Source organism: Gordonia oleivorans, assembly GCF_040044975.1.
In the GTDB taxonomy this organism is placed as follows: domain Bacteria; phylum Actinomycetota; class Actinomycetes; order Mycobacteriales; family Mycobacteriaceae; genus Gordonia; species Gordonia oleivorans.
Genome location: NZ_JBDZDI010000002.1, coordinates 589,935 through 612,741, shown reverse-complemented (window position 1 = coordinate 612,741; position 22,807 = coordinate 589,935). Strand labels below are relative to the sequence as shown.

General features: G+C 67.8%; 18 protein-coding genes. 5 read left to right on the top strand and 13 right to left on the bottom strand.

Going from position 1 to position 22,807, the window contains the following annotated elements; genetic code table 11:
* Positions 1 to 6: 6 nt before the first annotated feature.
* Positions 7 to 2,271 carry a methylmalonyl-CoA mutase gene (gene scpA / locus ABLE92_RS06180; protein WP_348803795.1) on the bottom strand — a complete coding sequence of 755 codons (2,265 nt, stop codon included), beginning with the start codon at positions 2,269 to 2,271 and terminating at the stop codon, positions 7 to 9.
* Positions 2,268 to 4,214, bottom strand: a complete 1,947-nt coding sequence (locus ABLE92_RS06175; protein WP_348803793.1) for a methylmalonyl-CoA mutase family protein — start codon at positions 4,212 to 4,214, stop codon at positions 2,268 to 2,270. The genes scpA and ABLE92_RS06175 overlap by 4 nt, the downstream gene beginning before the upstream one ends.
* Positions 4,215 to 4,346: 132 nt before the next feature.
* On the opposite strand from ABLE92_RS06175, the gene ABLE92_RS06170 reads away from it, so the two are divergent.
* Entirely contained in the window at positions 4,347 to 5,081 is a 735-nt protein-coding gene (locus ABLE92_RS06170; RefSeq protein WP_348803792.1) for a TVP38/TMEM64 family protein, read from the top strand.
* A gap of 19 nt (positions 5,082 to 5,100) precedes the next feature.
* On the opposite strand, the gene ABLE92_RS06165 is transcribed toward ABLE92_RS06170, so the two are convergent.
* From ABLE92_RS06165 to ABLE92_RS06155, 3 genes are read right to left on the bottom strand one after another with little or no spacing between them, the layout of a single operon-like run.
* Positions 5,101 to 6,363 carry an SPFH domain-containing protein gene (locus ABLE92_RS06165; RefSeq protein WP_348803791.1) on the bottom strand — a complete coding sequence of 421 codons (1,263 nt, stop codon included), beginning with the start codon at positions 6,361 to 6,363 and terminating at the stop codon, positions 5,101 to 5,103.
* Positions 6,351 to 6,779: an NfeD family protein gene (locus tag ABLE92_RS06160; RefSeq protein WP_348803790.1), complete on the bottom strand. Its 429-nt coding sequence runs from the start codon at positions 6,777 to 6,779 to the stop codon at positions 6,351 to 6,353. Before ABLE92_RS06160 ends, ABLE92_RS06165 begins: the two co-directional genes overlap by 13 nt.
* A 46-nt stretch (positions 6,780 to 6,825) precedes the next feature.
* Positions 6,826 to 7,653, bottom strand: coding sequence for a DUF3097 domain-containing protein (locus tag ABLE92_RS06155; protein ID WP_348803942.1), 828 nt, complete (start codon positions 7,651 to 7,653; stop codon positions 6,826 to 6,828).
* A gap of 91 nt (positions 7,654 to 7,744) precedes the next feature.
* Here ABLE92_RS06155 and ABLE92_RS06150 point away from each other — a divergent pair, with 91 nt between their 5' ends.
* A complete protein-coding gene (locus tag ABLE92_RS06150; protein ID WP_348803789.1) occupies positions 7,745 to 8,533 on the top strand; it encodes an Rv1486c family protein in 789 nt (262 codons plus the stop codon).
* 45 nt (positions 8,534 to 8,578) lie between these two features.
* On the opposite strand, the gene ABLE92_RS06145 is transcribed toward ABLE92_RS06150, so the two are convergent.
* From ABLE92_RS06145 to ABLE92_RS06110, 8 genes are all read right to left on the bottom strand, one after another.
* On the bottom strand, positions 8,579 to 9,712 hold the full coding sequence (locus tag ABLE92_RS06145) for a ferrochelatase (protein ID WP_348803788.1): 1,134 nt from the start codon (positions 9,710 to 9,712) through the stop codon (positions 8,579 to 8,581).
* A gap of 10 nt (positions 9,713 to 9,722) precedes the next feature.
* Positions 9,723 to 10,556 (bottom strand): NADH-dependent enoyl-ACP reductase InhA, encoded by an 834-nt coding sequence (inhA, locus tag ABLE92_RS06140; RefSeq protein WP_348803787.1) that lies wholly within the window; start codon positions 10,554 to 10,556, stop codon positions 9,723 to 9,725.
* Positions 10,557 to 10,648: 92 nt separating this feature from the next.
* Positions 10,649 to 11,392: a 3-oxoacyl-ACP reductase FabG1 gene (gene fabG1, locus ABLE92_RS06135; RefSeq protein ID WP_348803786.1), complete on the bottom strand. Its 744-nt coding sequence runs from the start codon at positions 11,390 to 11,392 to the stop codon at positions 10,649 to 10,651.
* A 66-nt stretch (positions 11,393 to 11,458) separates the two neighbouring features.
* A complete protein-coding gene (locus ABLE92_RS06130) occupies positions 11,459 to 12,436 on the bottom strand; it encodes a VWA domain-containing protein (RefSeq protein ID WP_348803785.1) in 978 nt (325 codons plus the stop codon).
* 7 nt (positions 12,437 to 12,443) lie between these two features.
* Complete coding sequence (locus ABLE92_RS06125) at positions 12,444 to 13,382, bottom strand: DUF58 domain-containing protein (RefSeq protein WP_348803784.1); 939 nt, start codon at positions 13,380 to 13,382, stop codon at positions 12,444 to 12,446.
* Entirely contained in the window at positions 13,369 to 14,577 is a 1,209-nt protein-coding gene (locus ABLE92_RS06120; RefSeq protein WP_348803783.1) for an AAA family ATPase, read from the bottom strand. Before ABLE92_RS06120 ends, ABLE92_RS06125 begins: the two co-directional genes overlap by 14 nt.
* Before the next feature lie 139 nt (positions 14,578 to 14,716).
* On the bottom strand, positions 14,717 to 16,144 hold the full coding sequence (locus ABLE92_RS06115) for an NlpC/P60 family protein (protein WP_348803940.1): 1,428 nt from the start codon (positions 16,142 to 16,144) through the stop codon (positions 14,717 to 14,719).
* Positions 16,145 to 16,653: 509 nt separating this feature from the next.
* On the bottom strand, positions 16,654 to 17,268 hold the full coding sequence (locus ABLE92_RS06110; protein ID WP_348803782.1) for an Rv1476 family membrane protein: 615 nt from the start codon (positions 17,266 to 17,268) through the stop codon (positions 16,654 to 16,656).
* Positions 17,269 to 17,675: 407 nt separating this feature from the next.
* Here ABLE92_RS06110 and ABLE92_RS06105 point away from each other — a divergent pair, with 407 nt between their 5' ends.
* The 3 genes from ABLE92_RS06105 (at position 17,676) to ABLE92_RS06095 (ending at position 22,802) form a co-directional block, all read left to right on the top strand.
* The gene (locus ABLE92_RS06105; protein WP_348803781.1) at positions 17,676 to 20,492 is read left to right on the top strand and encodes an aconitate hydratase; all 2,817 of its coding nucleotides are present in this window, start codon (positions 17,676 to 17,678) and stop codon (positions 20,490 to 20,492) included.
* A gap of 17 nt (positions 20,493 to 20,509) precedes the next feature.
* A complete protein-coding gene (locus tag ABLE92_RS06100) occupies positions 20,510 to 21,094 on the top strand; it encodes a TetR/AcrR family transcriptional regulator (protein ID WP_348803780.1) in 585 nt (194 codons plus the stop codon).
* Between the two features lie 61 nt (positions 21,095 to 21,155).
* Positions 21,156 to 22,802, top strand: a complete 1,647-nt coding sequence (locus ABLE92_RS06095; protein WP_484494646.1) for a GMC oxidoreductase — start codon at positions 21,156 to 21,158, stop codon at positions 22,800 to 22,802.
* The last annotated feature ends 5 nt before the right edge of the window (positions 22,803 to 22,807 follow it).

The following is a 22,807-nucleotide window of genomic DNA, read 5'->3' as shown; positions in this document are numbered from 1 at the left end:
TACCGGTCACTCCGACGCGGCGCCCGCGAGTTCGAGGCCGAGGTTGTCGGCCAGCTTGTTGACCAGTTCCACCGCCGAGTCGGCGATGACCGTGCCGGGCGGGAAGATCGCGGCGGCGCCGGCCTCGTACAACTCGTCGAAGTCGCCGGGGGGGATCACGCCACCGACCACGATCATGATGTCGGGCCGACCCACCTTCTCGAGGGCCTCCCGAAGTGCCGGCACCAGGGTGAGGTGCCCGGCGGCCAACGACGACACGCCGACGACGTGCACATCGTTGTCGGCGGCCTGCGCGGCCACCTCTTCGGGCGTGGCGAACAGCGGGCCCACGTCGACGTCGAAACCGAGATCGGCGAACGCGGTCGCGATCACCTTCTGACCTCGGTCATGGCCGTCCTGACCCATCTTGGCCACCAGTACGCGGGGACGGCGGCCCTCCGCCTCGGCGAACTCCGCCACGATCTTGGTGGCGGCGTCGACGCCGGTCACTTCGCCCACCTCATGTCGATACACCCCGCTGATGGTCTTGATCTCTGCCTGGTGCCGACCATAGACCTTTTCCAGCGCGGCGGAGATCTCACCGACGGTCGCCTGTTGCCGTGCCGCCTCGATGGCCAGCGCCATCAGGTTGTTCTCCATACCGCCCTCGGTGGCCGCGGCGGCCCGGGTGAGATTGGCCAGCGCCGCCTCCACCGCCACCGAATCCCGGCCCGCGCGAAGACGTTCGAGCTTGTCGAGCTGTTCGGCGCGCACCTTGGAGTTCTCGACCTTGAGGACCTCGATCTCCTCGTCGTCGGCCACCCGGTACTTGTTCACGCCGATCAACGGCTGCTGACCCGAGTCGATTCGCGCCTGGGTACGTGCGGCCGCCTCTTCGATGCGCAGCTTCGGCAGGCCCTCGTTGATGGCCTGGGTCATGCCGCCGGTCTCCTCGACCTCGGCGATGTGAGCGCGGGCCTTCTGCGCCAACTGGTGGGTCAGCCACTCGACGTAGTTCGAACCGGCCCACGGATCGATGGGTCGCGTCGTCCCCGATTCCTGCTGCAGCAGCAGCTGCGTGTTGCGCGCGATACGCGCGGAGAAGTCCGTCGGCAGCGCGATGGCCTCGTCGAGGGCGTTGGTGTGCAGCGACTGGGTGTGCCCCTGGGTGGCCGCCATCGCCTCCACGCAGGTGCGGGCGACGTTGTTGAACACGTCCTGTGCGGTCAGCGACCAACCCGAGGTCTGCGAATGTGTGCGCAGGGACAGCGATTTCGCGCTCTTCGGATCGAACTGGGCGACCAGCTCACTCCACAGCAGACGGCCCGCACGCAGCTTGGCGACCTCCATGAAGAAGTTCATGCCGATGCCCCAGAAGAACGACAGTCGCGGTGCGAACTTGTCGATGTCCAGACCCGCGTCGAGACCCGCCCGGATGTACTCGACACCATCGGCAAGGGTGTACGCCAACTCCAGATCGGCGGTCGCCCCGGCTTCCTGAATGTGGTAGCCGGAGATCGAGATCGAGTTGAACTTCGGCATCTTCTGGCTGGTGTACTCGAAGATGTTCGAGATGATCCGCATCGAAGGTTTCGGCGGATAGATGTAGGTGTTGCGGACCATGAACTCTTTGAGGATGTCGTTCTGGATGGTCCCGGCGAGCTTCTCCGGTGGCACGCCCTGCTCTTCTGCCGCAACCACATACAGCGCCAGAATCGGCAGCACCGCGCCGTTCATCGTCATCGACACCGACACGCTGCCGAGATCGATACCGTCGAACAGCTGACGCATGTCGAGGATCGAGTCGATCGCCACGCCGGCCATACCGACGTCGCCGGCCACACGGGGATGGTCGGAGTCGTAGCCACGGTGGGTCGCGAGGTCGAAGGCCACCGACAGGCCCTTCTGCCCGGCCGCGAGGTTGCGACGGTAGAAGGCGTTCGACTCGGCGGCGGTCGAGAAGCCCGCGTACTGACGGATCGTCCACGGCTGATTCACGTACATCGTCGGATACGGACCCCGGATGAACGGCGCCGCACCGGGAATCGAATCCAGCGGATACGGATGGTCGTCGTCAGCGGTGACCGCGTCACGGTCGGCGCGGGTGTACACCGGCTGAACGTCGATCTGCTCCGGCGTGCTCCAGGTGACCTGCTCGGTGGTGTAGCCGTGGGCACCCGACAACGTCTCGATGACGTCGTTGCCGGCGTCGGCGCTCACCTCGGGGAGGTCGACGTCGAGCGGGACGTCGGCGAAACTCGGTATGGCGGTTCGCTGTTCGGTGTTGGTCATGCGGATGCTCCCGAGGTCGCGGGCTCGGCGGGTGCGAGCCGGTCGAACAGTTCGGTCAGGGTGGTCACCGCGTCGATCCCGACACGTAGCGAGCCATCCGGGGTGTCGTCTCCGGCCGGCCATTCACGATCGGGGCCGGCGAGCAGCACCTTCTCGAGACCCGCGGCACGGGCGGCGGCAAGTGCGGCGGCACCGTCGGAGGCGTACCGCGCCTTGGTTCCGCAGAGGACGGCGATCGCGGTGTCCGCGTCGGCGACGGCTCCTGCGATGGCCTCGGCGGTCAGTGGTCCGGGGTTGATCGCCGAGATGCCACCGGCGGCGAGGAGGTTGGCGACGAAGGTGGTGCGGCCGTTGTGTTCGGCGACACTTCCCAACGGCAGCAGCAGGATCCGGGGCCGCGATCCGGTGGCGGCGAGCACCCCGTCGGACCGGTCACGCAGGGCCTCGAACGCCCGGCCGACGCGGGCGAGTCGTGGCGTCGCACCGACGAGGTCCGTCGCGGTGGAGACATCGGCTCCCAGCGGCTTCTCGTCGAGGTTCGGGAATTCGTTGACACCGGTCACCGACTCGCGACGGTGGGCGACCTCGACGTCGCGGGTGGCCAGGGATTCGGCAACCCGCTCGGCGATCCAGCCGTCGTCGAGGGCCGCACGGTAGCCACCCCGGGCCTCGATGTCGCCGAAGACCGCCCACGCATTGGCGGCGAGGTCGTCGGTCAGCGCTTCGACGAACCACGAACCACCGGCGGGATCGAGGACGCGCCCGACGTTGGATTCCTCGAGCAGCAGCAGCTGCGTGTTGCGTGCGATGCGTCGTGAGAACGTCGCGCTCGACGTGCGGTGGTCGGCCGGAATGGCCGCGTCGAAGCCGAGGACGGTCACCTGGTCGGCACCGCCGACGCCGCCGCCGAAAGCAGCGATCGTGCTGCGCAGCATGTTCACCCACGGGTCGCGCTGCGAGTACATCGACAGATCGGTGACCGCGTGGGTCAGGGCCGCTCCGGCCGCGCGTGCGCCGAGCACGTCGGCCACCCGTGCCCACACGCGACGCAGGACTCGCAGTTTAGCGATTCCGGCGAACTGGTCATCGTCGACGGAGACCGCGAACGAGATCTGGCCGAGTGCCTGATCCACGCCGAGTCCCGCGGCGGTCAGCTCGCGCAGATGCGCCACGGCAGCTGCGACGACGAGCGCGAGCTCGAGTCCGTTGTCGGCGCCGGCTGTCGCGAAGTCGGTGCCGTCCACGCGTAGCGTTCGCACCCCGGCCGGGCCGTCGGTGGCAACCTCGACGGCCAGCGCGGTGGCCGCCGCCGGATCGACGGTGTCACGACCGGAGAAGGCGGCGGTCAACGGAGACAAACCCAGCGACACCGTGGTGGCAGCGGTCGGTGCCGCGGCACCGGATACCGAAGCGGATGCCTTCTTGAGATCGAGCAGCGCACGAGCGGCGTCGATGCCCAGGGCGCCGGCGTCCAGGGTGACCGGTACGAGGTCGAGGTACACACCGGAGAGAACTCCGGCGAGGTCGTCGACGCCGATGGCCTCGCCGACCTTGAGCCACAGCCCACTCGCCCCGTTGGTCATCGCCTCGAGGATGGTGGTGTTGATCTCGGAGATCGCCGTGGTGCCGGGGTCTCCGGCGGTCGGGTCGCCGAAACGTTCGGTCACCCGCCATCCGGTCAGCACATCGCGCTCGGGGTCGGCGCCCCGCACATAGGGGAACTGCCCGGGAACTCCGGGCTCGGTCGCCTCGTCGCGGCGTGTGTAGAGCGGGCGAATGGTGAGACCGTCCCGCGTCTGCGTCGACAGCAGGGCCTCGGGACTGTCGGGCAGATCCGCGACCTCGACCCGTCGGGACTTGGCCAACACCGCTGCCGCGGCCGCCGACCACGTCTGATAGGCCTCATCAAGTGTCGGCTGAGCTTGCGCTGGTTGCTCGGGCATCGTGTGGGACACACCTCCGTCGTGCACTCGGTTCGAGAGCGTAAATGACCTTAGCCGATCGCTCGCTCGGTTCGACACATGTGGTCGACAGCGTGAGATATACCACGCCGGGACGACCGGTAAAGTGAGTCGGTGCCCTCCGATCCTCCCATCACCGACGACGCCTCGACGGCGGACCGGTCGGCGTCGGCACAGTCGGCGGACCCATCCGTCCAGGCGCAGGGACGACGGAATATCCGCAACGCGGTGATCGGGTTTCTCGCCCTCTGCGCGGTGCTGGCCATCTCGTATCTCATCCCGATTCCGTCGATCTCCAGTGTCCGAAGCTGGGGTGAACAGCTCGGGCCGGCATTCGTCTGGGTGTTCTTCGCCGCGTACGTGCTGTGCACCCTGCTCCCGATCCCCCGAACGATCTTCACGGTCATGTCGGGGGTCTTCTTCGGTCCGGTCGTGGGCTTGGTCGGGGCGATGATCGCGGCCACCACCGCTGCCTTCCTGGCTTTCGAGATCTCCCGGCGAGTCGGACAGGAACGCGTACAGAAGCATCTGCGTCGCCCGGTGATGCGCGCCGTCGAGTACCGCCTCAACACCCGCGGTTGGCTTGCCGTCGGGTCCTTGCGCCTGATCCCGATCTGTCCGTTCTGGCTTCTGAACTACTCGGCCGGACTCTCGTCGGTGCGCGTCGTGCCGTACATGATCGCGACGGTCGTCGCCATGGCACCGGGCACGACGGCGGTCGTGTTGCTCGGTGACGCGCTGACCGGTACCCGCAACCCGTGGCTGATCGCCCTCAGCGGCTGCTTCTTCGCCATCGGTGTGGTCGGCCTGATCCTCGACGCACGGATGCCGGTCCGACAGCGGTCCTGATCGATCCCGGACCGCGGTATCAGCCGGGCTGATACCCCTCCGCCGGCCCGTCAACGGCGGGTGTCTCCGGCACACCCGGCACCGCGGGAATCCCGATGCCGGTGTCGGCGCCGGGGATCTGCGGGCCGGCGAGATCCGGCTTCGCGATCTCCGGTCGCCGCATCGGAACCTCGGGTTCGACGGGCTGTCGTGCCACGGCCTCCGCGGCGGCGACCGCCTCGGCGACCTTGGGATCGGTCGACATGTCGAACCACGTCTCGGTCTCGGAGTCGTCGACGTCGGGCACCGCGTCGTCGGCCGGTTGGTACCGGAACACACCGTCGTCGCCCTGGACGCCGAAGGACTTCGCGAAGCCCTGCAGGGCCGAACCGAAGTCGGTGGGCAGCACCCACACCTTGCTGGCCTCACCCTTGGCCATCTCCGGGATCTGCTGCAGGTACTGATAGGCCAGGATCTCCGGCGTGGGTTTGGCGGACTTGACCGCGGCGAAGGTCTTCTGGATCGCCTTCGCCTCGCCCTGCGCCTTCAGGTAGGTCGCGGCACGGTCACCCTGGGCGCGCAGGATCCGGGACTGCCGGTCGGCTTCGGCACCGAGGATCGCGGCCTGTTTGGCGCCCTCGGCGGCGAGGATCTGGCTTTGTTTGGCACCTTCGGCGGTCTTGATCGCCGATTCGCGTTGGCCCTCGGCCGCCAGGATGGTGGCGCGCTTCTCACGGTCGGCCTTCATCTGCTTTTCCATCGACTCCTGGATCGACGGTGGCGGCATGATCGACTTCAGTTCGACTCGCGCCACCCGCAGTCCCCACCGGCCGGTGGCCTCGTCGAGAACGCCGCGGAGCTGCCCGTTGATCGAGTCACGTGAGGTGAGGGTCTCCTCGAGGGTCATGCCGCCGACCACGTTGCGCAGCGTGGTGATGGTCAACTGCTCCACGCCGGCGATGTAGTCGTCGATCTCGTACACGGCCGACCGTGGATTGGTGACCTGGAAGTAGACGACCGTATCGATCGAGAGGGTCAGGTTGTCCTCGGTGATCACCGGTTGCGGCGGGAAGGACACCACGCGTTCACGGATGTCGACGCGCGCCCGGATGCGGTCGATGAACGGCACGAGCAACGTCAGTTGGCCCGACACGGTCCGGGTGTACCTGCCCAGTCGCTCGATCACGGCGGCCTCCGCCTGCGGGATCAGTGCCACCGACTTCGCCAGCACGACCACCACCAGCACGATCAGCAGGACCGCGATCGCCAGTCCGAGATACTCCACGCCACTCACCCTTTCCATACGACGGCGGTCGCGCCGTCGATCTGCATCACGGTCACTTCGTCGCCCGCCTCGAAGACATCACCGGGGGTCATCGACCTGGCCGACCAGATGTCCCCACCGATCTTGACCAGGCCCTCGTGCTCATCGACACGCGCGGTGACGGTGGCGTGCTTGCCCTCCAGCGCCTCGGTGTTGGTCAACAACGCGGGACGAGAAAGCATGTGCCGCTTGGCAACCGGGCGCACGAATGCGAGTAGCAGGACCGACACGACGGCGAAGACGATGCCGTCCACCCAGATCGGCGGGGAGAACAGGAAGTCGGTGGCCGACGCCGCGAGTGCTCCACCCCCGAGCATGAGCAGCACGAGATCGCCGCTGACCATCTCGCCGATCAGCAACACGATGACGGCTGCGAGCCAGAGCAATGCGCTCATACCACCAGTCTGCCAGACACCGGGCCGGCGGCAGCCCGACTCGAGGTCAGGCGTCGCCGTCTGCGGCGGTCACGAAATCGATGAGTTCCTCGACCGGCCGGAGCAGATCGACCTCCAGATCCTTGTACCCCGACACTGCGCCGAGCACCCGACGCCAGCCGTCTTGCGGTGTCCCCCAACCCAATCGGGTGCAGATCCCGGTCTTCCAGTCCTCCCCGCGCGGCACCCTCGGCCACGTGGCGATGCCGACCGATGCCGGCTTGACCGCCTCCCAGACGTCGATGAACGGATGCCCGCACACCAGCACGTGTTCGCCGACATCGGTGGTCAGGCGTTCCTCCTTGGACCCGGCGACGAGGTGATCGACGAGGACGCCGGCACGGCGATGTGCGGCGGGCCCGAACTCCTCGAGCACGGCGTCGAGATTGTCGAGTCCGTCGAGACCGACCACCACCACACCCTCCGCGCGCAGGTCGGCACCCCACACGCGTTCGACCAGGGTGGCGTCGTGGACGCCCTCGACGAAAATCCGACTCGCGCGCGCCCGGCGGGCCCGGGTCGTGGGTGCCACCCGCGACCCGGATGCGGTGCGTGTGGCGGCGACGGGACCGCGGCCGCGAGGCCGCACCAGTGTGACGGGCTTCCCGTCGATGAGAAACGCGGCCGGATGCATGAGGAACACCCGCGTGCGGCCGTGGCGGTCCTCAAGCCGGACCAGGTCGCCGGCGTAGCTCTTCTCGTGGCCGACGACAGCGCCGCAGAATCCGCTCGCCGCGTCCTCGACGACCAGATCGCGTTCGGCGGCGACCTCGGGCACTCGTGGTGCGGCCCGGCGCGGCGATGACAAGACATCTCGTCCGTATCGATCATTCATCACTCCGGCCACGCTAGTTAACACGTGCCCCAGGACGCGGGTGCCACGCCGACGAGCCGGTCAGCATGCCCGACGGTACTGTGGAGTGCCTATGACCAGTACCGACCACGGCATCGCAGCGGCCTGGCCGGCCTGCGCCCTCGGGGCGTGGGCCGCGGCCTGGATCGCCGGTCGCTGCTCCCCCGACGACGTCGTCGACACCCTGGCGACCGCGGCGGACCTGCACATCGTCGACGACCGCACCGACGGCGCCGACACGTCACACACCGGCGTCCTCGCGCTTCTCGGACGACTCCGCGGCGCGCGCGGGCTCTCGGCGCGGCTCCCCGTGGCCGGCGACCCACAGGGCCTTCCCCCGGGCACGGCGACGTCGGCGGCGCTGGCCTCCGGCGAGGTCCTGCTCGTCGACGACGGTCGGGCCACTCCGCTGGCCCTGATACCCGCCGAACACGACGGCAGTTGCCGCTGGACGGTGCTGCGCTACGACGCCGAGGTTCCGCTGGCCCCGTCGCGGTCGCCCGGGGACGTCGAATACGAACTACGGCAGGCGGTGTCGTCGGCCACCGAACTGATCACGCGTGCCGGTGCCCGGTCCAGTACGGCGCCGGCCGACCTGCGCGGAACCCTACGCACGCTGACCCATCGGCACATCGTGGAACTGCCGCCACACGACGACGCCCGCATCACCCGCATCATTGCCACCGCGGCACAGGTCGAGGCCATCGTCGCTCTCGCCGCCGACGGGGTGGGCATCGGTGACACGGCGGGCCAATGGTCCGCCGGTGACGGCGAATTGCGGCGACTGGTGACCCTGGCCCACACGGCGCGGGCCGCAGCGGTGAATCGGCTCATCACCGAATTCCTGCCCCCTGCATCGTGATCGGTTGTGGGCGCCGACGGTGATCGGCTCGACCTCGACGCCCGGTCAGGACCGACGCGCCGGGCGTCGCACCGGAACGCAACAGCGGTCGCGGCATACCCGCCCATTGTCGCCGCATCCCATCGCTCCCAGATCGCCTGTGCCGGTGACATACTCCTCGATGAGGTCGGCGATCATCGCCACGAAACGCCGATCGGTGCCGACCGTGTCGGCGCGTTCGTAGGCCATTCCCAGCCGGGCGGCGAGATCGGCGGCCTCGTTGTCGAGGTCCCAGATGACCTCGAGGTGATCGGAGACGAATCCGACCGGATAGACAACCACCCGCGAAACGCCCTCGGCGGCAAGATTTTCCAGATGATCACAGATGTCCGGCTCCAGCCATGGCACCTGCGGCGGGCCGGATCGTGACTGCCACACCTGGTCGAACTCGGTGAATCCCGCAGCGTGCGCGACGAGCTCGGCGGCGCGTGCCACCTGCCGCGAGTAGAGACCACCACCGTCGGCGGCGGGTCCGGATGCCGCGTCGGCGGACGTCGGCACCGAATGCGCGGTGCACACCAACCGCACCCCCGCCCGATCGCTGCCCACCCGATCGCTGCCCGCCCGAACATCGTCAGGCAGTGCGGCCACCGCCCGGTCGATGGCGTCGCGACCGGCGGCCACCATGGCCGGATGATCCCAGTACTGCGGAAGTTTGCGCACCAGTACCGGATCCGAGGCCGATGCGGGGCGTCGCACGGTCAACGCCGCGATCGCCCGCTCGATGTCCTCGTGATATTGCCGGCATCCGGAGTAGCCACCCCACGCCGACGTCGGGAACAGCAGGAACCGACGATGCCCGTCGTCATAGGCGTCGACGAGGACGTCCTCGATGAGCGGATGCCAGTTACGGTTCCCGAAGTACACCGGCAGAGCGCCACGTCCGCGGGAATCGAGTTCGGCGCGCAGCGTCTCGATCATGTCGAGGTTGAGGCGATTGATCGGCGACACCCCACCGAAGTGGAGGTAGTGTTCGGCGACCGCCTCGAGTCGTTCCCGGGGCACGCCGCGACCACGGGTCACGTTCTCCAGGAACGGCATCACCTCGTCGGGGCCGTTGGGCCCGCCGAAGGACAGGAACAGCACCGCATCGAAATCGGCACCGACGACGTCGGCGCGGCCGAGACCCCCGTCGCTCACCGACGCACCCTCACTTGATGAAGTCCTCCGGGAACCAGGTGTTGTGGCTGGCGCCGCCGTCGACGTAGACGATCGATCCGGTGGTGCCCGGCAGGTAATCCGACAGCAGGGTGCAGACGCTGGTACCGACCACCCCCGGGTCGTTGACGTCCCAGCCGATCGGCGAGGCCCCGTTCCAGTAGTCGTTGAGCATGTTCAGCTTCTTGGCATCGTCGGTGGCGGTGCCCGAGATCGCCTTGGCCGCAAGGGTCTTGATCGGTCCGGCGGCAACCAGATTCGACCGGACTCGCTTGGCGTAGCCGACCTCGCGGGCCACGTAACGGTTCACCGACTCCAACGCCGCCTTGGCCACGCCCATCCAGTTGTAATCGGGCATCGCCGTGCGCGGATCGAAGTCCATCCCGACGATCGAGCCGCCCTCGTTCATCACCGGGAGCACGGCGCGTGCCAGCGACGCGTAACTCCATGCCGAGATCTCGAACGCCTTGGCCACGTCGGGCCCGGGACCGTCGAGGAACGGCACCGCGTCCGGTCCCATCAGCGTCTTGGGGGCGAAGGCGATCGAATGGACCACGCCGTCAACGCCTTCGGGTGCGAGTTCACGCACGGCGTCGGCCAGGGCCGACAGCGACTCCTCGTTGGTCACATCGAGGGCAATGGCCGGCGGCACCTCCTGTGGGAGGCGCTTGGCGATGCGGTCGATGAGCCGCAGCCGCTCCGGGATGCCGGTGATGATCACCTTGGCGCCCTGTTCCTGGGCGACCTTGGCGGTGTGGAACGCAATCGATGCGTCGGTGATGATGCCGGTGATGAGGACGGTCTTCCCGTCCAGGATTCCGCTCATGGTGGGGCTCCTGTCGTACGTGGTCGAATCTGGTTGGCGGGGCCGTGGTCGGCGTGAGCCGATGCTGCTGTGGGAGTCGCGGGACGTGACGGTCAGTGCCCCATGCCCAGACCACCGTCGACGTTGATCACGTTGCCGGTGACGTAGGCGGAGTCGTCGGAGGCGAGGAAGCTCACCACGGCGGCGACCTCCTCGGGCTGTCCCATGCGCTTGGCCGGAATCGCCTGATCGACCGCGGTCTTGGTGTATTCCTCTGGCAGTCCGCGGGTCATGTCGGTGTCGATGAGGCCCGGTGCGACGACGTTGGCGGTGATGTTGCGGCTACCGAGCTCACGCGTCACCGACCGGGCGAGTCCGATCACGCCGGCCTTGGACGCGGCGTAGTTGGCCTGACCGGGGGTACCCATGAGTGCGACCACCGAACCGAGATAGATGAACCGGCCCCAGCGGGCACGCAGCATGCCGCGGGTGGCCGCCTTGGTCACCCGGAAGGCGCCGGTGAGGTTGGCGTTCACGACGTTCTCGAAACTGTCCACGCTCATCCGCATGATCAGCGTGTCCTCGGTGATGCCGGCGTTGGAGACGACCACCTCGACGGGGCCCTGGTGCTCGGCGACCTCGGCGAACGCCCGGTCGACGGATTCGGTGTCGGTCACGTCGCAGACGACGCCGAACAGCCCCTCGGGCGCTCCCGAACCGCGGTGGGTCACCGCGACCTTGTGGCCGTCGGCGGCGAGGCGGCGGGCCACCGCCAGTCCGATCCCCCGGTTACCACCGGTGACCAGCACCGACCGCGACACCTTCTCACCATTTCCGGCTTCGTTGCTCTGCACCATGCGCCCCAACCTATCGGTTCGGCCCTGTCCGGTTCCCGTCAGGTCCGGTTCGTATCGGCCCGCGTCTCAGGGGAGTCGCTGGTTGATCACCAGCGACCCGATCACCGCGACGATCGCCAGGATGGTTCCGGCGATGATCCACGGACGGGAGTTGTCGCCCTTGCGCATCTCGTAGCCGATCTCCTCCTGCAGTGTCTCGTAGACCTTGTTGAGTTCGTCGAGACTCGACGCGGTGAAGAATGTGCCGCCGGACAGGTTGGCGATCTCGCGCAACGAGTCGTCATCGACGGGAACCGGTACCCGATCACCGTCGAGATCGACCGTGCCCGTCATCGTGCCGAACGAGATCGTCGACACCGGGATGTTCTCCTCCTTGGCCTTGCGCGCCGCGGTGAACGCCCCGCGCGGGTCGTCCGGGTCGTCCGGGACGGTCTGCTTTCCGTCCGAGAGCAGCACGATCCGTGCGGGCGGGGCTCCGGCCGCGCCACCGAGCACCGCGTTGAGGGTCTGGATCTGCTGGATCGCGGCGAAGATGCCCTCACCGGTGGCGGTCTTGTCGGCGAGCACCAGCTTGTCGACCGCGGCCTTCGTCGCGTTGTGATCGGGGGTGGGCGTCACCAGGTTCGACGCGGTGCCGGCAAAGGAGATCAGACCGAGGTTGATGCCGTCGGTGAGTTCGTCGGCGAACTTCTTCGCGGCGGCCTGGGCGGCCTTGATCCGCGACGGCGCGACGTCGGTGGCCTCCATGGATCGGGAGACGTCCATGACGAGGATGACCGTGGCCTTGTTGCGGGGCACCTTGCGGTCGGCCTGCGGACCGGCGGCGGCCACCACCAGCAGCAACAACGCGACCATCAACAGTGCGATCGGGGCGTGCCGGAGCCACCGCATCCATTTCTTCTCGGGTGGGGTGATCTGGTCGAGCACCTCGAGATTCGCGAACTGCAGGGTACGCCGGCGACGCGCACGCAGGATGTAGGCGTAACAGCCGCCGAGGACGACGACGAGCAGGGCAAGGAACAGCCACCAGGGGTTGGAGAACACCGCGACCTCACCCCACCCCGGCCGCGAGCCCGCGGCGTCGTCGGCCGACGAACTTCACGACGTCGGTCAGCCAGTCCCGATCGGTGCGCAACGACAGCACCGGTCCACCGCAGCTGCGGATGGTGCGCAGCACCTGATTCTCGTGCGCCTGCGCAGCCGCGGCGAAGTCCCGGCGCAGGCCGTCGGTGATGGTCACCTCGCGGATGTCACCGGACTCGGCGTCGGCCAGCCGGACCTGTCCGACCGGCGGGAGTTCCTGATCTCGGGGATCGAGGACCGCAACGGCCAGCAACTCGTGGTGGCCGCCGATCGCCCGCAGCGATCGCTCCCAGTCGATCGGACCGAGAAAATCGCTGATCACCACGGCCAGTCCGCGTCGACGTTCCGGTCGACGCAGGGCTTCGATGCCGGCGTTGAGGTCACCACGTACGCCCGCGGAGGCACGTCGGGTGGTGGCGATGGCCTTGAGCAGGTGCTGGGCGTGCATCCGGCCGGTTCGCGCCGGGATCCGCACCACCTGATCGCCGGTCACGATGATGGCGCCGTGCCGGTTGCCCCCGCCGGAGGTCAGATGCACGATCGCGGCCGCGGCGGCGACGGCGAGGTCGCGTTTCGTGCAGTTCACCGTGCCGAAATCGAGGCTTGCCGAGGCGTCGACGACCAGCCAGGTCTCCAACTCGCGGTCGGCGATCATCTGACGGACGTGGGGCTGGGTGGTGCGGGCGGTGACCGACCACTCCATCTGACGGATGTCGTCACCGGGCTGGTAGGGACGGGCCTCCCCCGGCTCGGATCCCGGCCCGGGGATGAGTCCGAGGTGCTCGCCCTGGAGTACGCCGTCGAGCTTGCGGCGGACCGTCAGCTCGAGCATCTTGAGGGCGGCCGTCAGCTGCGGCTCCTCGGCCACCCCCGCCCCGAGCGACGGCAGATCGCTATTGGCCGCCATACTGCGCGGGTGCCTGGTTCGGAACGGGTGCCGCGGCCGCATTCGGCACCGGCGGCTGTACGGGATTCCCCACGCCGGGGCCGCCCTGTCCGGGTGCCGGATACTCGGTGGGTGCCGGCGGTACCGCGGGCGCCTGAGCGGGATACCCGGGGGTCGGGGCGACGGGTTGCGCGCCCACCTGGGGAAGTCCGATGGTCTGCAGGATGCGCGCGATGACGGCATCGGCGGTGACCTCGTCGGCGAGGGCGTCGTAACTGAGAACCAGCCGGTGCCGCAACACGTCCGGGATGATCTCGACGACATCGGCGGGGATCACGTAATCGCGGCCGCGCACCAGGGCCAGTGCCCGCGCCGCGGCGACGATACCGAGCGTCGCGCGAGGTGAGGCGCCGTAGGACAACCAGCTCGCGACATCGGTGAGACCGACCTCGGCGGGCCGGCGGGTGGCGTTGATGACGCGCACGACGTAGTCGACCAGCGCGTGGTGGACGAATACGTTGGCGGCGGTGCGCTGCAGGCGGATCGTCGTCTCGGGGTCGAGGATCTGCGAGGCCGTCGGCGGCACATTGCCCATCCGGTAGACGATCTCGCGTTCCTCCTCGACCGAGGGGTAGTCGACGAGGACCTTGAACAGGAAGCGGTCCCGCTGCGCCTCGGGCAACGGGTACACGCCCTCGTTCTCGATCGGGTTCTGCGTCGCCATCACCAGGAACGGATCCGGCATCGGGTAGGTGGTCCCGCCGATCGACACATGCCGCTCGGCCATGACCTCCAGCAGCGCGGACTGAACCTTGGCCGGCGCGCGGTTGATCTCGTCGGCGAGGAGGAAATTGGCGACCACCGGTCCGAGTTCGGTGTCGAACTCTTCGCGGCCCTGGCGGTAGATACGGGTGCCGATGAGGTCGGTGGGCACGAGGTCGGGGGTGAACTGGACACGCGAGAAGCTGCCGCCGATCACGGTGGCGAAGGTCTCCACGGCCAGGGTCTTGGCGACGCCGGGCACGCCCTCGAGGAGGATGTGCCCGCGGGCCAGCAGACCGACGAGGATGCGCTCGACGAGCTGATCCTGTCCGACGATGACACGTTTGACCTCGTAGATCGCTCGTTCCACCAGCTTGACGTCGCTGTCACTCAATTCGACGCCACCGGCGCCGCCGGTCGGTGCCGACGAATCGGCGGTGGGATGTGAGGTCAACCCCTACTCCTGTCCTCGGCGAGGTGATGTGGTGGCGGTGCGGACCCTCGCGCCGCGCGCCGTTGCCAGCCTAGCGGCGTCGACTGAGAACTTGCCACGAAGGTCGGGGCGGGTGTCGGCCGGTCGAGTGAGTGTGGGCTCAGAGCAGGCGCACGACGTTGGGCATGGCGCCGTCGGTGCGCACCGGCGACACCTTGACCACGTCGCCGGATTGCGGGGCCTCGACCATCTTGCCGTCGCCGAGGTACAACGCGACGTGCTCGCTGGCGTTGGGACCGTAGAAGATCATGTCGCCGCGTTGCATCTGGGCGAGGGGGAACTGCGGTCCGGAGGTGTACTGGTAACCCGTGTAGTGCGGCAGTTCGATGCCGACACCGGCGAAGGCGTAGACCATCAGGCCCGAGCAGTCGTAGCCGACCTTGGCGTAGTCGCCGTAGCTGTCGGCGACACCGCCGTCGCGGATGCCCTGGGTCGGGCCCTCGGCGTTTCCGCCGCCCCACGCGTACGGCACGTTGAGTTGCGACAGGGCCCGGTTGACGACGATCTCGACCGCCTGGGGTCCGCGCAGACCGGGTCGGACCACGCCGCCGCCACCGCCGGAACTGCCGAACAGGCTGCCGAGGCTGCCCGAGCCGAGGCGGGCGCTCAGGGTGTCGCCACCGCCGTCGCTGCCGAGTCCCGCGCCGCCGACTCCCAGTTCGTCGAGCAGTTCCGAATGCGGCACCTGCTGCTGCCCGACGAGGGCGGCGAGCACCTTCTGCGAGACATCGAGCGCCAGTCGTGCCGCGGCCTCGGCGGCCACCTGCATCGTCTGGTTGTCGCCCTCGGCCTGGGTGGGACTGATCGCCGCGGGACCCGGTTGTTGTTGTCCGGGGAGGTTGCGGAACAGGCCGGTGAGCAGGTCGGTGGGCTCCGGGTCGGCGACCGGGGTCGGGCGCACGGTGCCGCGGAGCGCGTCGAGCCGCGCCTGCACCGAGTCACGCTGCCGAATCAGGGTGGCGCGTTGACGTTGTTGGTCGACGATCGCGGTACGGGCCTCGGTCACCGCCGCGACCGCCGAGTCACGACGGGTCGCCGCTCCCTCGGTGGCATAGGCGGTCTGCCGTTTGGTCGCCTCGAGCGCCGCGACCTGGTTGGCCTGCTGATTGCGCGCCACCTGCAGCCGGCGGATGGTCTGCTGTTGATCGCGACCGATCTGGTCGATCACCGCCGCCCGGTCGAGGACACGCTGCGGATCCGGCGACGACAGGTAGTTCGACATGGTGGCCTGATTTCCCCCGGTCCGATAGACCGACCGGACGAACTCGTCGAACTCGCGCTGGGCGGCCGCGGTTGCCTGCGTCGCGCGGGTGAGCGACGACCGGGCATTGGTGGCCGCCACACTGGCCAGGCGCTGAGCGGCCAGGGCGTTCTGGTAGTCGACGACCGCATGATTGGCCGCCTCCTGGCGCAATGCGACGGCCTTGTCGAGGTCGCTTAGGTTCTGGTTGACCTGCGCGATCTGATTGATCAGGGACGAGACCGGGGAGGTCGTCGGAGTCGGTGCGGCGTGGGCCGGCCCCATCATGGCGGCGGCACCGGCGATGACGGACGCCACCGCGGCCGTGACCTGCAGCCGACGCCGCGGCACATCGCGGCGTGTCGCCGTGGTCCTTCGCCTCACTGGCTGCTCCCTCACCGTTTGCCGAGTGCGGGTGCGTGGCAGTCGATCTGCCCCTCCGGCTCCGATGGCCGTCAGAAACCCCCGCACAGGCGCACCTCTGTCGCATGTACAACTCGCATCACATGGAGCGCACTGATGAGCAGATGCACCACACGTGACATTGGAACCGTACGTCACATCTACCACTCGCGAAAACAAGCGCAACGAATTACAAAGACGTGATTACCTGCAGAGATGGGCGTGAACAGCCGAAAGTCCGCGACCTCTGGTCACGTTTCGAATTGGTAACAGAGCCGGGCGTCGGCGGTCGCGACACTTGGAGAGCTCGGCGCCCCGGTGTAGATGCGGCCCGTGTAGATGCGGCCGATCATGAGAAGCCGAGCGGCGACGGCGAGACGCTGCCCGGTTGGCGATCAGTCGTTCGCCACCGCGGAAGCGGGCGTCGGGTCGACCTCCGCCTCATGATCTGGATCATCGGCACGTCGACGCAACGACCGAAGGCGGCCGAGGACGGCGCCGATCGCGACGACGACCATCAACACCAGCGTGATCAGCGTCCAATCCAGGCTCGGAGCCGTGATCGAATCGACCATCTCCGCGGCCGCCTGCGGCGGGTTGGACAGGGTGAGATTGTCGGTCGACTCCTCGAGGACCACGCGACTGAACTCCGGAGAGGCACTCCCGACCGCGTTCGGTCCGAACACCAGGACCGTTCCACCGACCTGTTGCTGCAACTCGGTGGCGATGTCGCGGTACATGGTGAACACCGGCATCTTCTGGTCGAGGACGACGATGTTGATGTCGTGGCCCTGTCCCTGGGCGTGATTCACCACGGCACGCAACGCGTCGACCTGATCGGGGTTCTGGGTGTAGACGTGATCGTCGCGCAGGCCGTCGGCGATGGTCGCGAGGACGATGCCACCGGGCGCCGTGGTGTCGGTGACGCCCGGCGAGTCGTACTCCGACGCCGGGGCGGCCACCGGAGCGGCGAGAATCAGCGAGCCGTCGGCGACGGGGCCAGGAGTCATGCTGTCGCTTCCTCACACCACCAGGTGACCCGCCCGGAACCGGACGGCCACGTTTCACGATCATTAAATGTGCGTGGTGCGGCGTCTGCTCACCGAACCTCGACCAGCACGGTACGACAGAATGGGATGGTCATGGGCCACCGGGTCCGCCGTGGCTCGCGCGCGTGTCGGTGGTTGTTAACAGTACGGACGTACTGTTAGACTGGTTTGCGTCGCCGCGGAAACCCCGCGGTCGCTGGATGACACAGCTGGATGACACAACAGCACGACCCCGGCGCAGCCCGTCGGGGGATGGTCAGAGTCGACGAGATGGTGACGCTCGCCGATGAGCCCGGAGTAGGCCCGGACTTCTCGCCCGGGACGCACAATGCCGACGCAGCCCGTCGGCCAGAGGAGAGTGGAACAACGTGAGCATCAATTCGTTTGGCGCCCAGGGCACCCTTGAGGTGGGCGACAACTCCTACGAGATCTTCCGCCTCAGCGCGGTCAAGGGCACCGAGAAACTCCCCTACGCCCTGAAGGTCCTCGCCGAGAACCTCCTGCGCACCGAAGACGGCGCGAACATCACCAAGGAGCACATCGAGGCGATCGCCAACTGGGATCCCTCGGCCGAACCGAGCATCGAGATCCAGTTCACCCCGGCGCGCGTCATCATGCAGGACTTCACCGGCGTCCCGTGCGTGGTGGACCTGACGACCATGCGCGACGCTGTCAAGGAACTCGGTGGCGACCCGGAGAAGGTCAATCCCCTCGCACCGGCCGAGATGGTCATCGATCACTCCGTCATCATCGAGGCCTTCGGCAATTCGCAGGCCCTCGAGCGCAACGTCGAGATCGAGTACCAGCGCAACGAGGAGCGCTACAAGTTCCTCCGCTGGGGCCAGGGCGCGTTCGACGACTTCCGGGTTGTCCCCCCGGGCACCGGCATCGTCCACCAGGTCAACATCGAGCACCTGGCCCGTTCCATCATGGTGCGTGACGGTGTCGCCTACCCCGACACCTGCATCGGCACCGACTCGCACACCACCATGGAGAACGGCCTGGGCGTGCTCGGTTGGGGCGTCGGCGGTATCGAGGCCGAGGCAGCGATGCTCGGACAGCCCGTGTCGATGCTCATCCCGCGCGTCGTCGGTTTCAAGCTCACCGGTGCCGCCAAGCCGGGTGTGACCGCCACCGACGTGGTGCTCACCATCACCGACATGCTCCGCAAGCACGGCGTGGTCGGCAAGTTCGTGGAGTTCTACGGCAACGGCGTGGCCGAGGTGCCCCTGGCCAACCGCGCCACCATCGGCAACATGAGCCCCGAGTTCGGCTCGACCTGTGCGATGTTCCCGATCGACGGCGAGACCATCAATTACCTCAAGCTCACCGGCCGCAGCCAGGAGACCCTCGACCTCGTCGAGGCGTACGCCAAGGAACAGGGCATGTGGCTGGAGAAGGATGCCGCCGAGGCCGAGTACTCGGAGTACATGGAGCTCGACCTGTCGACGGTCGTCCCGTCGATCGCCGGCCCGAAGCGCCCGCAGGACCGCATCGAACTGTGGGACGCCAAGAACGCCTTCCGCAAGGACATCCACAACTACGTCGAAGAGGGCAACACCCCGCAGATCAACGGCGTGGACGAAGCCAGCGAGGAGAGCTTCCCGGCCTCCGACGCGCCGGCCACCTCGCCCGGTGCGGCCAAGCTGTCGTTCTCCGACGACGAGGTTCCGGCGCACGACGCGTCGAAGGGTTCGGCGGGCCGTCCGTCCAAGCCCGTCGTGGTGGAGTCGGCCGAACGCGGCACGATGGTGCTGGACCACGGCATCGTGACGATCGCGTCGATCACCAGCTGCACCAACACCTCCAACCCGTCGGTGATGCTGGGCGCAGGCCTGCTCGCCAAGAAGGCGGTCGAGAAGGGCCTGACCTCCAAGCCGTGGGTCAAGACCTCGATGGCCCCGGGTTCGCAGGTCGTCACCGGCTACTACGACAAGGCCGGCCTCTGGCCGTACCTGGAGAAGGTCGGCTTCTACCTGGTCGGCTACGGCTGCACCACCTGCATCGGCAACTCGGGACCGCTGCCGGAGGAGATCTCCAAGGCGATCAACGACAACGATCTGACCGCCACCGCGGTGCTCTCGGGTAACCGCAACTTCGAGGGTCGCATCAACCCCGACGTGAAGATGAACTACCTCGCGTCGCCGCCGCTGGTCATCGCCTACGCCCTGGCCGGCACGATGGACTTCGACTTCGAGACCGATCCGCTGGGTCAGGACACCGACGGAAACGATGTGTTCCTCAAGGACATCTGGCCGTCCAACGAGGAGATCGCCGAGACCATCAAGAGCTCCATCTCGGCCGAGCAGTACGCCGAGGACTATGCCGACGTCTTCAAGGGCGACGAGCGGTGGCAGAACCTGCCGACGCCGGACGGCAAGACCTTCGAGTGGGACGACGAGTCGACCTATGTGCGTAAGCCCCCGTACTTCGAGGGCATGAAGCTCGAGGCCGACCCGGTCAGCGACATCAAGGGCGCGCGTGTGCTGGCGAAGCTGGGCGACTCGGTCACCACAGACCACATCTCCCCCGCGTCGACCATCAAGCCCGGCACCCCCGCCGCGCAGTACCTGGACGAGCACGGGGTGGCCCGAAAGGACTACAACTCGCTGGGTGCCCGCCGCGGTAACCACGAGGTGATGATCCGCTCGACCTTCGGCAATATCCGCCTGGCCAACCAGCTCGTCGATGTCACCGGTGGTTACACCCGCGACTTCACTCAGGAGGGTGCGCCGCAGGCCTTCATCTACGACGCCGCGCAGAACTACGCCGCCGCGGGTACTCCGCTGGTCGTGCTCGGTGGCAAGGAGTACGGCACCGGAAGTTCGCGTGACTGGGCCGCCAAGGGCACCAGCCTGCTGGGCGTCAAGGCCGTCATCACCGAGAGCTTCGAGCGTATTCACCGCTCGAACCTGATCGGTATGGGTGTCATCCCGCTGCAGTTCCCGGAGGGCGAGTCGCACAAGTCGCTGGGCCTCGACGGCACGGAGACCTTCGACATCACCGGTATCGAGGAGCTGAACTCGGGTACCACCCCGAGCACGGTTCACGTCACCGCCACCAAGGAGGACGGCTCGACGGTCGAGTTCGACGCCAAGGTGCGCATCGACACCCCCGGTGAGGCCGATTACTACCGCAACGGAGGCATTCTGCAGTACGTGCTGCGCAACATGATCAAGGGCTGATCGGGGGTATCTGCACAGTGCCCAAGGTCAGCGATGACCGCCTTGCCGCGCGTCGTCGGGAGATTCTCGACGGCGCGCGGCATTGCTTCGCGGAGTACGGATACGACGGAGCCACCGTCAAACGCATCGAGGAGTCGACGGGTCTGTCGCGCGGTGCGATCTTTCACCACTTCCGGGACAAGGAGGCGTTGTTCCTCGCCCTCGCGCAGGAGGACGCCGAGCGGATGGCCGACGTGGCGGCCGAGCAGGGCCTCGTCCAGGTCATGCGGGACATGTTGACCAGCCCGCAGGACTTCGACTGGCTCGGCACCCGGCTCGAGATCGCCCGGAAGTTGCGCACCGACACCAAGTTCCGGGATGCGTGGAGCGCCCACTCGGCGGATCTGGAGAAGGCCACGGCGGCGCGACTCGAACGAGGCCGCGCCTCGGGCCGACTCCGTGACGACGTGCCCACCGAGGTCCTCGTGGGGTACCTCGACCTCGTCCTCGACGGGTTGATCACGCGGCTCGCGACCGGCCAACCCACCGATGACCTGCACAAAGTTCTCGATCTCGTAGAGGAATCGGTGCGTGTCTCGCGAAATGCGGGAAGTGAGACGTGAATCACACCCAGGTGCCCCTAAAGAGGTATGCCTAGCCTAATTTTCTGGCTAGCTTCACAGGGTGCATTCAGACTTCTCGTCCACGGGACTCCCGACCGCCCCCCTGACCCGACGCTCTCTGCTGCGCGGCATCGGTGTCGGGTCGGTGGGTGCCGGCCTCGCCGCCGCCGGACTCGGTTCCACGTTCGCCGCCGCACCCGCGAGGGCCGCCGACGGTGCCACCGCCATCGTCATCGGCAGCGGCTTCGGCGGGGCCGTTGCGGCCCTGCGGTTGGGGCAGGCCGGAATCCGCACGACGGTCCTCGAACGCGGCCGCCGATGGCCGATCCGGGGCGACGGCAACACCTTCGCCACCTTCGACCGCCCTGACCGGCGGGCCGCCTGGTTCGACACCACCGCCGGGATCTCCAGCGTCGGCCGGACGCCCACCACCCCCTACCCCGGTGTGCTCGACACGATCCGCGGCAACGGGATCGAATCGGTCCACGGGGCCGGCGTCGGTGGCGGCTCACTGGTGTTCGGGGCCTTCACCCTGCAGCCGGACAAGGCCGACTTCGAGCATGTCTTCCCCGGTGGTAGCGGATACGACGAACTGTCGCGCACCTACTTCCCGCGCGCCCGGAAGGTGTTGGGTACCGGCCCGCTCCCCGATGACATCCTGGCGCATCCCAACTACGTCGGCGCCCGGTCGTGGCTGACGATCCTCAAGCGCTATGGAATCGCGCCGCAATTCGTCGACTACGCGATCGACTGGGACCGCGTGCGGGCCGAGTTGGCGGGTCGCGCACCGAAGGGCGTATCCATCGGCGACCTGTCCTACGGCGTCAACAGCGGCGCCAAGAACTCCGTCGACCACAACTACCTGCCGGCGGCCGAACGCACCGGATTCGTGACGATCAAACCGATGCACGAGGTCTTCGAGATCACCGAGCGCACCCGGCGACCGGGCTACGTCGTGCGGTCACGACTCATCGACGACGCCGGGCGCACCGTGCGGATCGTCACCACCGAGGCCGACTACCTGTTCATGGCCGCGGGCTCGTTCCACACCACCTCGCTGCTGGTACAGGCCCGGGCGCGCGGAACGCTGCCGCGCCTGTCCCCCAAGATCGGCAACGGCTTCGGCGGCAACGGCGACTTCCTGATCATCCGTACCGCGCTGCGCGATCAGCACGGGCCGGTCCAAGGTGGTCCCGGGTATGCCCGGATCCGGGAGGATCGCATGCCCGGCGGGCCGGCGACGATGATCTATCAGGCCAGTCCCTTCCCGGCCCCGGCCGGCTCACTGGCGACCACACACCTCATCCAGGTCCACACCGACGAGCGCGGCACCATCGACTACGACCACACCACCGGCCGCACCACGCTGAACTATCCGCACCCCGCGGGCACCAGCGACCTGGACCGGCAGGCCATCGCCTTCGCCCGGCACTTCCATGACCGGACCGAGGGTCGATTCGGGCACGCGCTCAACGGGATTCCGGTGTACGACCGTCTCTCCGGCTTTGGTTCGGGCGCTACCTTCCACGGACTCGGCGGAGTGGTGGTCGGACAGGCCGCCGATGCGAACGGCGCGGTCAAGGGCTACGACAACCTCTACGTCGTCGACGGTGCGTTCGCCCCGGGGGCCGTCGGCCTGGTCAATCCGTCCCTCACCATCACGGCACTCGCGGAGCGGACGATGGACCGCTTTCTGGCCGCACACTGATCCGC

What these genes read in the sequence shown, in the direction of transcription:
- scpA (WP_348803795.1), bottom strand. Translation starts at nt 2,271, where the DNA reads ATGACCAACACCGAACAGCGAACCGCCATACCGAGTTTCGCCGACGTC.
- ABLE92_RS06155 (WP_348803942.1), bottom strand. Translation starts at nt 7,653, where the DNA reads ATGAATGATCGATACGGACGAGATGTCTTGTCATCGCCGCGCCGGGCC.
- ABLE92_RS06175 (WP_348803793.1), bottom strand. Translation starts at nt 4,214, where the DNA reads ATGCCCGAGCAACCAGCGCAAGCTCAGCCGACACTTGATGAGGCCTAT.
- inhA (WP_348803787.1), bottom strand. Translation starts at nt 10,556, where the DNA reads ATGAGCGGAATCCTGGACGGGAAGACCGTCCTCATCACCGGCATCATC.
- ABLE92_RS06165 (WP_348803791.1), bottom strand. Translation starts at nt 6,363, where the DNA reads ATGGAAAGGGTGAGTGGCGTGGAGTATCTCGGACTGGCGATCGCGGTC.
- ABLE92_RS06110 (WP_348803782.1), bottom strand. Translation starts at nt 17,268, where the DNA reads ATGACTCCTGGCCCCGTCGCCGACGGCTCGCTGATTCTCGCCGCTCCG.
- ABLE92_RS06160 (WP_348803790.1), bottom strand. Translation starts at nt 6,779, where the DNA reads ATGAGCGCATTGCTCTGGCTCGCAGCCGTCATCGTGTTGCTGATCGGC.
- ABLE92_RS06125 (WP_348803784.1), bottom strand. Translation starts at nt 13,382, where the DNA reads ATGGCGGCCAATAGCGATCTGCCGTCGCTCGGGGCGGGGGTGGCCGAG.
- ABLE92_RS06115 (WP_348803940.1), bottom strand. Translation starts at nt 16,144, where the DNA reads ATGATGGGGCCGGCCCACGCCGCACCGACTCCGACGACCTCCCCGGTC.
- fabG1 (WP_348803786.1), bottom strand. Translation starts at nt 11,392, where the DNA reads ATGGTGCAGAGCAACGAAGCCGGAAATGGTGAGAAGGTGTCGCGGTCG.
- ABLE92_RS06150 (WP_348803789.1), top strand. Translation starts at nt 7,745, where the DNA reads ATGACCAGTACCGACCACGGCATCGCAGCGGCCTGGCCGGCCTGCGCC.